The organism is Embleya sp. NPDC025285 (assembly GCF_055558835.1).
Map to the genome: position 1 here is coordinate 23,175 of NZ_JBVHLU010000109.1, position 11,017 is coordinate 34,191.

Sequence of the window (11,017 nt, forward strand, 5' to 3'; positions counted from 1 at the left end):
ACAGTCCATCGAGTCGGGGGTGCACCATGCGGGAGTCCGGCGCTCGGGGCCACCTGCCCGTCCGTCAGCTCGTGGACAACATCGGCCCGGCGCTGCTGCGCTTGGTCCAGGAGGGGACCGGCAGCGGCGGGCCGCTCACCGACATCGCCATCCATGCCCCGGGTGCGCCGGCACAGCTCGGACCCGGGTGCGTGGTGCTCGGGGTCGGCGTGACCACGGAGGCCGAGCTGCGCGAGCTGACCGCGGCCATGCGGCAGGCCGGCGCGGAGGTGCTGGCGGTGAAGGCCCCGGTGCCGCCGTCGGCCGACGCCAAGCACGCGATCATCGAGGTCAACCGGGACGCCTCCTGGATGCACGTGGCGACGACCGTCCGTGAGCAGCTGCTCGAGTACGCGCGGACGCGCGTGCGCTCCGCCGGCAGCGGCGCGGAGCTGTTCGCCCTGGCGAACGCGGTCTACGAGGCCGTCGGCGCCCCGGTCACCATCGAGGACCGCTTCTCCGCGCTGGTCGCCTGGTCGGAGGGGCAGGACCGGACCGACTCCGAGCGGATCGAGACCATCCTGGGACGGGCCGTGCACCAGCGGACGCTCGCCGAACAGCGCGAGCGTCAGGAGTTCGAGCGGCTCCATGCCGGCACCGAACCGGTGTACATGGAGGCGACCGGGGCGGATCAACTGGCAAGGCTGGCGATCGCGGTCCGGGCCGGTTCGGACGTCGTCGGCTACATCTGGGCCGCCGTCACCGGGCCGCTCGACGAGGCGGCCACCGCCCGGCTGCGCGAATTCGCGCCCGTGGTCGCGCTGCAGCTGGTCGGCCTGCGCACGGAGACCAGCTATGCCCGCCGCCAGCGCGGCGAGTTGGCCGCCGCGGTACTCGGCGGGGCGGCCGACCCGGTGGAGGCGAGCCGGCTGCAGCTGGGCTCCGGCCCGGTCTGCGTCCTGGCCGCGGCCCCGCGACCGGCCGGGAGCACGGGCTCCGACGCGCTGGACGCCGCCGGGCTGCGCCGGTTCGCGGACACGCTGGAGTACTTCCTGGCGGCCGTGCACCCCCGTTCAGCCCTGGTGGCGGGCACCGGAGTGGTGTACGTACTGGCCGCCTGGCCTGCGGGACACGCCACGGCCCTGCAGTCGGCCGTCGCCCTGGCCCGCGACTTCCTCGCGCGGACCCCACTGGCCGGCGACTACGTGGTCGCCGTCGGCGGCCCGGCCGAATCAATGGGCCGGATCGCCGCCGTGCGGGCGCAGGCGGACGCCGCGCTGCGGGCGCTGCGGCACCCGGCCGTCCGCGGACCGGCCGTGCGCGCCGTGGAGGACATGGCGCTGGCGGTGTTGTTGCTGCACCTCGCCGACGCGACCGAGGCGCTCGGCCTGCCGGACGCCGGCGGAGCGCTGCGCCGGCTGCGCCGGGAAGAGGGCCCGGACGGTCCGCTGGCGGCGACCCTGGCCGCCTACCTCGCCGCCGCGGGAGCCACCGACACCGCGGCGGAGGCCCTGCACATACACCCCAACACCATGCGCTACCGGCTGCGCCGTATCCGCGAGGTCTCCGGACTGGACTTCGCCGATGCCGACGCCATGCTGCTCGCGCACCTCCAACTCCGGGTGCGCGAGCTGCGGACGGGCGCTTCTCAGGGCTCCGGCTGATCCCGGAACGAGCGCGTGTAGCGGCACCCGTCCAGGTCGACCCAGAGCACCGCGCCGTCCAGGGCGGGGCCGGGCGTCAGGCGCTCCGGCAGCCGGGGGTCGGCTCCGACGCGGAACGTCCCGTCGTCGAGCGGGACGAGTTCCGGTTCGTCGCACGGCGCTTCCACGCCGGTCGCGGCGATCATGTGCAGTCGTCCCGCCCGCTGCACGATGCCGAAGCTGGGATACCAGGGGGTGTAGCTCCGGTAGTGACCTGCGAGTGCGTGCGGAGGAGCGGTCGGCGCGGAGTGGCTGGGGCCCAGTGACTCGGGTCCGTAGAGCCAGCGTCCGTCCAGAGAGTGGTGGTAGGCGGACCATCCTGGGTGATCGCACACCAGCCGCCCGTCCCCCGCGTCGTACAGCCTGCCGGTCACCTCGTCCGAGATGAGCGAGAGACGGTCGTCCCCCGTGGCCTCGACGCGGATCCGACGCGGCGTCGTTCCGTGGATCCCGACATAGCGCTGGGCGTCGGGGATCCGGTCCGGGTCGAACAGCGCCGGGTCCGCCGGGGCTCCCTGGACGACGGCGAGCACATGGCGGGCGAAGCGGTCGATGATCTGGCACTCGCCGGGTGCGTTGGTCAGCACGGCGACACCGTGCCCGCCGTCGGTGTCGACGGCGAGGTACGAGCGGTATCCGACCATCCCCCCGGTGTGCGTCAGCCAGGTGCGGCCGTCGATCACTTCCACGTCCACGCCGAGCGCGTAGCCGCAACCGACCGTGTCGGCGGGCACCGTGACGATCTGTCGGAAACTCTCCGGCCCGATGATCCGGGTGCCGTCCAGGGTGCCCCGGCCCAGCAGCATGCGGGCGAACAGGCCCAGGTCGGAAGCGGTTGCCAGCACGTTCCCATCGGCCGCCGAATACTCGAAGAAGCCGGCCGGCGCGAGCGGGGCCGACGGCAGCGGCGGCCGGTCGTCGCGCAGGAACCGGTACCCGGTGGCGAGTTCGGCGATATCCTCGTGTGTGATCCGCGCCGCCGAGTCGCGCATGCCCAGGGGCCGCAGGGCGTTGGCGTGGACCGTGTCCGACGGCGCATCCGGGGTGGAATCCGGACCGCCCACGAAGCCCCAGCCGAATCCTGGGGGTGAGCAATGGACGGCCCGGCACGCCGGACATCACCGGAACAGCGAACCTCCCGGCCCCCTTGCGTCGTCCACCCGTGGCACACATGGACCAGCGGACGAGGCGCGGCGGCCACTCGTGACGCGACGAAGCAAGAAGCAGGAGGCCCCGGTCGGGGACGAGCGTACTCACCGGTGAATGGGGTTCCGCGACTGCTCCCGGACTGACGTTTTGTCAACAGCATCCGGGAACTCCGCCACAGCCCACTTCAGAGGTCCGCGTCAACGAGCGCCGAGGTCGTGATCACCGGTCTCCAGCCGACGCCTACCGGCTGATCAGCCCGCCCGCGTGGAGGACTCGAAGACCATTGACACCGCGCGGCACTCGGACAGGAACTCGCCCCTCGGATCGACGCGCTCGGCAGGCACGGTATCCAGAGGGACCAAGAAGTGCGTCGAACTCCTGCTTCGATTCGCGCAGTTCGTACGCGAACCTCGGCATGGGCCCACCCGTCGGATCGATCCATCGCTCACGACGTATCACCTGGCCCCGTTGCCGCGTGGAAGGGCGGTCGGTCACCGGTACAGGACGTGGAGTTGGCCTCGGTGTTCGACGAGGCTCGCGTCGTGGTGTGAGGGGCCGTCGCCGATGTGGGGTCCCCTGCGGGGCTCCATCGACGGCCGTCGTAGCGGCCCCATTGCGTACCGCCGCCGGCCTGGTTCCGATAGACGACGAAGATGTCGCCGTTGTGGACGGCCGCCGCCGGCCCGCAGTCGGCTGCGGAGGCGGTCGACTGGAAGCCGACGGACCACCGTCGGGTGGAGTTGTCGCGTCGACCGACGGTGATGCGGCCCTTCCTGTCGCGCAAGACCACATGAAGCTCCTCCCGGTAGACAACCAGGGACGGAGAGTGCCCTGTGGTGAGGCCGCCGACCTGGACCGGCGTCGACCGTTCGGTGGCAAAATGCGCGTACTCCTCGCTGTCCAGCGGCCGGCCCACGGCGAGTTCCTCGCCGCGGATCACGTGTACATATGGCAGTGCCTCAACCTCCGGAGCCGCCGCGACCAGCGCCGCCACGATGTCCGCGCGGGTCAACGGCTCGGCCGGTCCGCGGTCCGAGATCGCCGGCGTGAACAATGCCTCTCCCCCAGGTGCCTCGATCGCTGTGACCGACACCCCCATCATCACCGCAGGTAGCCATGCTTCGGCAGCCACGAGGAAAGGCGGGTCGTCGTCGCACCCGTGGTTCCAGGGATCGACGAGCCTGTCTCTGGCGGCGAGCAGGGCCGCGATGGTGAGTTATTGCCGGTGGCGGGATGTCCGTGGCAGCTCGGTCAGTCGGCCGTCCAGCCGCGGAAGATGCCGACGCAGCCGCGGACGGACAGTTCGTGGTGATCGAAGTGCCGATCGAGCTGCGCACGGAGGTCGTCCAGGGTGTCGCCGTCGTTGTGGAACGCCCCCTGCTTGTTGAGCAGCCGCATCGCCTTGCGGGCGGCGAGGGACACCGGGACGCCGGCCGACAGGACCGTGGTGCCGAAGACGACACCTCCGGGGCGGACCACGGCCGCGGCGTGCGCCAGCACGATTCCCTTCTCCCGCAGACTTCCCGGGATGCAGTGCAGCAGATAGCTGATCCCGACCGAGTCGTGCGAGCCGTCCGGTACGGGCAGCGGCTCCAGCACGTTCGCGCGCACCGTGGCGACGTGATAGCGGCGCAGGCGATGTGCCGTGTGGGCCAGGGAGTTGGGGTTGAGGTCGACCAGGGTGATCCGCGGGTCGGGCACCGGGAACCGCGCGTGGTGGAGCAGGTATCCGCTGCCCACGCCGATGTCCATGTGGCGCGCACCCACGCCGGTGTCGTACAGGCGTCGGGAGACCGTCGGCGGGCAGCGCCACAACAGCGGTGCGGTGCCTCGGTACACCACGAGGTCATAGAGGTTGAGGAAGGGTTTCGAGTATCCGGCCTGCCCGTCGAGGACGGCCTGGTCGAGGTGGTCGAGCGGCTTGTCGTGGGCGCGTTCGAGCGGCTTGGTGTCGAGGCGTTCGAGCGGCTTGTTGTCGCTGGTGCTGTCGGACGTCATCATGCTCCTTGGGTGCCTCGGGGTGGTTGGCTGTCGTGGTCTCGATGCGAACCGCCGAGCCAGTCGCCCACCGCGCGCAGCACGGGGCCGCTGTGCTCACGGATGATGGAGAAGTGCGTTCCGGGCGTGTCGACTGCCGTGTGCGGGAGATGCCAGCGGGGCCGCCAGTCCTGCGGCGGGTCGTCGAAGCCTGCCTCCGCGGCCCGTACGAGTAGCGTCGGCGCGCCGATCTTCGCGGGGGTCCACGCCTGGAACAGACCGGTGTAGTGCGCCAGCGCCGTGAGGTGGGTGTCGTCCTCGGCCTCCTGTGCCCACGGCTCGTCCGATGCTCCGGATCTGCGAGCCGCTTCGATCCGGGCGTGGAGGTGTCGAAGCATCGCGCTGCGTGGCCAATGGCTGTCCAGGAGGACGACGGCGTCGGGACCGGCTCCGCGTGCTTCCAGAACAGCCGCCGTGGCGTGGGCGATCCAGCCGCCCGCGGAGTAGCCGAGGAGGACCACGGGACCGCCGTCGGCGCACCGCACGACACCGTCCGCCTGGAGTTGTGCCAAGACGTCCACGGATGCGGGCAGCGACTCGTGCGGACCGAAACCGGGCACCGGCAGTACCCAGACGTCGTGCTCGCCTCGGGAAGCGGCCGCGAGTCGGGCGTACTGGGATGCTCCCGAGCCGACGGCGAAGGTCGGGAAACAGACGATGCGGGCCGCGGAGCCGCGTGCCAGCCTGACGTGCGCCGGCCGGAACCGCTCGTCGGGGTTGTCGAAGATGGGACGGAACCGGGCGATGTGTCGCATCAGTTCCTCGAACTCGTCGGTCCGGCCCAGGTCACCGGCGCGGGCGAACAGGGGGCCGAGGGTGAACCCGGCCCCGCCCGTCCCGGCACGTGCCGGCTCCGCGCCGCCGGTGTCCTCGTCGCCCGCAGGCCCCGTTTCCTCCCATCGCTCGACCAGGTGTCGGGCCAGGGAGGCGACCGTGGGGTATTGGAAGACGAGGCCGGGCACCAGGCGCAGGCCGGTGTCCGCGCCGAGGCGGTTGCGCAGGTCCACCGCCGTCAGCGAGTCGAACCCCAGCTCGGGCAGCGGCCGATCGGCGTCGACGGTCTCCGGGTCCGCCAGCCCCAGGACCGCGGCCACGTGCGTACGAACCCACGCGACGACCAATCGCGCCCGTTCCTCCCCGTTCGCGGCCGCCAGGCACTCCCTGATCTCCCGGCCCCGATCCGGCCGCACCGACCCGTACTCGCCCGGGGACCGGACCGCGCCCATCGTCGGACCGCCGCCCTCGGGCCAGTATCGCTCGCGCCCGAACGCGTACGTGGGCAGGTCCACCAGGCGGGCACCGCAGTCGGCGAGCATCCTGTCCCACCCCACCGCAACGCCCCGGACGTGCAGATGGGCCAGTGCGCCCAGGAACGCGCCGAGTTCGGTGTCGTATTCCGGCCCGGGCATCGGCAGAACGGTGACGTTCTCGGCCGCGGCGGTCGCGGCGTCTGCGGCGGTCGCGGCGTCCGCGCCACCCGTGCCGTTCGTGTCCTCGGTACCGTCCGTCGGAGCTGCGGCGCCGGGCCCCACACGCTCCGCGAAGGTGTTGTCGGCCCCCATCCGAAGGCAGACGCACACCCCTTGCGACCCGAGCCCGCGCACGGCCTCGGTCGGCGCGCCGTCGTCCCGAATCAGCCGCACCCAGTACTCCGACGAGGACAACTCCTCGTACGTCACCGGCCGGCCCGTGCGGCCGGAGGCGAGCGGGGTCAGCGGCCGGCGGAAGGTCAGTTCCTTGACGGCCCGTCGCACGCCCTCCCCCGCCGAGTCGTCGGACACCGTCGGGTCGGCCTGCGCCGCGCACTCCGACGCCCGGCCGAGGGCGACGACGAGTGCGGCCGCGTCGGTCAGGGACAGCACACCGGCGCAGTGCGCGGCGGTGACCGCACCGACGGATCGCCCGAGCAGCAGCCCGGGTTCGATCCCCCAGTGTTCGAGGAGCCGAAACAGCGCCACCTCCCCGGCGAACAGCGCGCCCTGGGCCGGGATCGGATCCTGCGGCGTCTCGCCGTGCCGCGGTGGAACCTCGCCCTGCGGGCGGTCCAGCCGTGCCGCGATCGCGGCATCGGCCTCGGCCAGGGCCGACGCGAACATCGGGATCCGCGCGGACAACTCCTCCACGAGTCCGGCTCGTTCCGCCACCGGTTCGCGCGGCGGACCGGAGAACAGGAACGCGACCCGGTCCCGGCCCCGCACCATGCCCCGGACCAGCCCCGGTGCGGATCCGTCCCGGGCCAGTTCCGCCAGCGACACCAGCAGGGCATCCCGGTCCCGGCCGAGGATCACGGCGCGGTGGGCGAGGCCGGCCCGGGTCGCCGCCAGGGAACGCGCGACGTCGACCGGTGCGAGTTCCGCGCGCTCGCGAACGAACCGGCGCAACCGGCCGGCCTGCGCACGCAGCGCGTCCGAGGTCCCGCCCGACAACACCCACGGCACCGCGGGCAGCGTGGCGAACGGGTCCGGCGCGTGCCGCGGCGAACCCGGAGGCCGGGTTTGCGCATGCCGATCGCCGGACGTCTGCCGCGCCGGCCCCGCGCTCGATGGGGTCGGTTCGGGTTCCCGCACCGCGTCCGCGTCGTCCGGTGCGTGCTCCAGGATCACGTGCGCGTTGGTCCCGCTGATCCCGAAGGACGAGACACCGGCTCGCCGGGCACGACCCGTATCCGGCCACGGTCGGGCCTCGGTGAGCAGTTCCACCGCGCCCGAGGTCCAGTCGACGTGCGGCGTCGGCTCGTCCACGTGCAGGGTGGGCGGCAACACGCCGGTGCGCATCGCCATCACCGTCTTGATCACCCCGCCCACCCCGGCCGCGGCGGCGGTGTGGCCGATGTTGGACTTGAGCGACCCCAGCCACAGGGGGGCGTGGGCCGGCCGGCCCTGCCCGTATGTGGCCAGGAGAGCCTCCGCCTCGATGGGGTCGCCGAGCGTGGTGCCCGTGCCATGGGCCTCCACGGCGTCCACGTCCCGTACGGTCAGCCCTGCGTGGGCCAGGGCCTGGCGGATCACGCGCTGCTGGGCGAGTCCGTTGGGTGCCGACAGGCCGTTGCTCGCCCCGTCCTGGTTGATCGCGGTGCCGCGGATCACGGCGAGGACCGGGTGCCCGGCGTTTCGGGCCACCGACAACGGTTCGATCAGGAGCACGCCGACGCCCTCGCCCCAGCCGGTGCCGTCCGCCTCCGCGGCGAACGCCTTGCATCGCCCGTTCGGCGCCAGTGCACCCTGGCGGCTGAATTCGAGGAACGCCCCCGGGGTGGACAGGATCGTCGCCCCGCCCACCAGCGCGGCCGTGCAGTCGCCCTGGCGGAGCGCCTGGACGGCCAGGTGGAGGGCGACCAGGGACGACGAGCAGGCGGTGTCGACGGTCACCGCCGGTCCTTCGAGGCCGAACGTGTAGGCGACCCGCCCCGAGGCGACGCTGGTCGAGGTACCGGTCATCAGGTAGCCGGCGCCGCCCTCGGGATCGGCGGTCAGCAACGGTAGGTAGTCCTGACCGCTGACCCCCACGAACACCCCGGTGCGGCTGCCGGCGACGGCGTCGGGGGCCAGCCGCGCGCGTTCCAGGACCTCCCATGTCACCTCGAGGAGCAGGCGCTGCTGCGGATCCATCGCCAGTGCTTCCCGCGGGCTGATACCGAACAGGAGCGGGTCGAACCGGTCGGCGTCGTGCAGGAAACCGCCCCGGCGGACGTATGTGCGGCCCGGGCGGCCCGGGGTCGGGTCGTACAGACCCGCCGTGTCCCAGCCGCGGTTGCTCGGGAAGGAGGAGATCGCGTCCCGTCCCGAGGCGACCAGGTCCCACAGTTGCTCGGGCGAGGCCACGTCACCGGGGTAGCGGCAACCCATCGCGACGATCGCGATCGGCTCGGCGACGGCGGCCGTCGCCGGCTCGTCGACCTGCTCGGTGGCGCCGGTGAGACGCGCCAGCAGGTACGCGGCCAGCCTCTCGGCCGTCGGGTGGTCGAACACCGCCGCCGGGGAGAGGCGGACACCGGTCGCCGTGGCGAGCCGGTTGCGCATCTCCATCGCCGTCATCGAGACGAACCCGAGGTCGGTGAACGCCTGGGTGATGTCGACGTCCGCCGCGGAGCCGCGGTTGAGCACGGCGGCGGCATGCTCGCAAACCGTCTCCAGGACCAGGTTCCCCCTGCCGCTGTCGGGCAGTTCCGCGAGGCGCCGGCGGAACACGGCGGTCGCGCTGTCGTCGCTCTCCCGGTCCGGGGCGGCGGCGGGCAGCGCGTCGGGCCAGTAGCGGCGGCGCTGGAACGCGTACGTCGGCAGGTCCACCAGGTGGGCCCGCCCTCCGATGTGCGCCGACCAGTCCACCGGCACGCCCTGGACATGCGCCTCCGCGAGGGAGGTGAGGAAACGCCCGAGGTGTCCTTCGTCGCGCCGCAGCGACGTCAACACCGTGCCTTCGCCGACGCTCCCGGGGCTCGCGGCGCCTTCCGTGATCTCGTGCAGGGACACCGCGAGCACCGGGTGTGGGCTCATCTCCACGAAGGTGTGGTGCCCGGCCGCCAGGAGTTCGCGCACGGTCGGGTCGAAGCGGACCGTCTCACGCAGGTTCCGGTACCAATAGGCGGCGTCGAGCCCCGAGGTGTCGACGGGGCCGCCCAGGACCGTCGAGAAGAACGGGATCGCGGCCGCCCGCGGGGCGATGTCGGCGAGGATCGTGACGAGTTCGGCCTCCAGTGCCTCGACCTGGGCCGAGTGCGAGGCGTAGTCCACCGCGACGCGAATCGCTCGCACGCCGTCCTGCTCGGCGGCGTCCAGGAGTTCGTCGAGCGCCTCGGCGTCGCCCGAGACCACGACGGACCCGGGGGCGTTGACCGCGGCGACGGACAGGCGTGTTCCCCATGCCGAGAGCCGGTCGCGGGCCCGGTCCACCGGAAGGCCGAGGAACGCCATGCCCCCGCTGCCGGCCAGGCGTTCGGCGACCAGGCGCGAGCGCCTTGCCACGATTCGCGCCCCGTCTTCCAGGGACAGGGCACCGGCGACGCACGCGGCGGCGATCTCGCCCTGGGAGTGGCCCACCACGGCGCCGGGTTCCATGCCGTGCGAGCGCCACAGGGCGGCGAGCGAGATCATCATGGCCCACAGCGCGGGCTGGACCACATCCACGCGGTCCAACGAGGCCGCGCCCTCGGCGCCGCGGACGACGTCCACGAGCGAGAAGTCGACGTGCGGCGCGAGCGCTTCGGCGCACTCGTGCAGCCGCTCGCGAAAGACCGCCGAGTCGCGGCACAGGTCCGCTCCCATGCCCTCCCATTGGGCGCCCTGGCCGGGGAAGACGAACACCGGTTTCCCGGGATCGCGTGCGACGCCCGTGACGACACCGGCGGCACTCTTCCCCTCGGCGATGGCTTCGAGGCCCACGAGGTACGCGTCCCGGTCGTCGGCCAGCACCACGCCTCGGTGGTCGAACAGGGTGCGCGAGGTGAGCAGCGAATGCGCGACGTCGGCCGACGCCAGGTCCGGGCGGGTACGTACGTGCTCACGCAGCCGGGCCGCCTGCTCTCGCAGCCCCCGAGCGTTCCTCGCGGTGATCAGCCACGGCAGCGGCCCGGTCTGCGCACGGTCGCCCTCGACGAGCTTCCGCGCGGGGTCGTCCGCGAGGTCGGCAGAGCCGTCGGGCTCGACGGCTACGGCGGTCGGGGGTGCGACGAGGGTCGCGGGGAACGTGTCGTCCGGAGACTGTTCCAGGATCACGTGGGCGTTGGTGCCGCTGATCCCGAAGGACGACACCCCGGCGCGACGCGGCCGGCCGGTCCGCGGCCAGTCCCGCGCCTCGGTCAACAGGCGCACCGTGCCCGCGGCCCAGTCCACGTGCGGGGTCGGCTCGTCCACGTGGAGAGTGGGCGGCAGGATGCCTCGGCGCAGTGCCATCACCGTCTTGATGACGCCGCCGACGCCCGCCGCCGCCTGGGTGTGGCCGATGTTCGACTTGATCGATCCCAGCCACAACGGCCGATCCGCCGGCCGCTCCCGACCGTAGGTCGCCAACAGCGCCTGAGCCTCGATCGGATCACCGAGCGTCGTACCGGTGCCATGCGCCTCCACCACGTCGATCAGATCCGCCGACAACCGCGCGGACGCCAACGCCCGCCGAATCACCCGCTGCTGCGACGGACCGTTCGGCGCCGTCAA

At 72.7% G+C, this 11,017-nt stretch carries 5 protein-coding genes; 1 reads left to right on the forward strand and 4 read right to left on the reverse strand.

Annotated features, from left to right (window positions below):
* Positions 1 to 26 precede the first annotated feature (26 nt).
* Complete coding sequence (locus ACZ4FV_RS43120; RefSeq protein ID WP_465326302.1) at positions 27 to 1,643, forward strand: helix-turn-helix domain-containing protein; 1,617 nt, start codon at positions 27 to 29, stop codon at positions 1,641 to 1,643.
* Here ACZ4FV_RS43120 and ACZ4FV_RS43125 read toward each other — a convergent pair.
* The 4 genes from ACZ4FV_RS43125 to ACZ4FV_RS43140 all read right to left on the reverse strand — a co-directional run.
* Positions 1,628 to 2,746: a serine hydrolase domain-containing protein gene (locus ACZ4FV_RS43125; RefSeq protein ID WP_465326304.1), complete on the reverse strand. Its 1,119-nt coding sequence runs from the start codon at positions 2,744 to 2,746 to the stop codon at positions 1,628 to 1,630. The two genes, ACZ4FV_RS43120 and ACZ4FV_RS43125, sit on opposite strands and share 16 nt — an antisense overlap.
* A 530-nt stretch (positions 2,747 to 3,276) precedes the next feature.
* On the reverse strand, positions 3,277 to 3,885 hold the full coding sequence (locus ACZ4FV_RS43130; RefSeq protein WP_465326307.1) for a hypothetical protein: 609 nt from the start codon (positions 3,883 to 3,885) through the stop codon (positions 3,277 to 3,279).
* 197 nt (positions 3,886 to 4,082) lie between these two features.
* Positions 4,083 to 4,829, reverse strand: coding sequence for a class I SAM-dependent methyltransferase (locus ACZ4FV_RS43135; RefSeq protein WP_395861428.1), 747 nt, complete (start codon positions 4,827 to 4,829; stop codon positions 4,083 to 4,085).
* Positions 4,829 to 11,017, reverse strand: a 6,189-nt coding sequence (locus tag ACZ4FV_RS43140) for a type I polyketide synthase (protein ID WP_465326309.1), incomplete at its 5' end; no start/stop codon positions are given. The genes ACZ4FV_RS43135 and ACZ4FV_RS43140, both read right to left, overlap by 1 nt.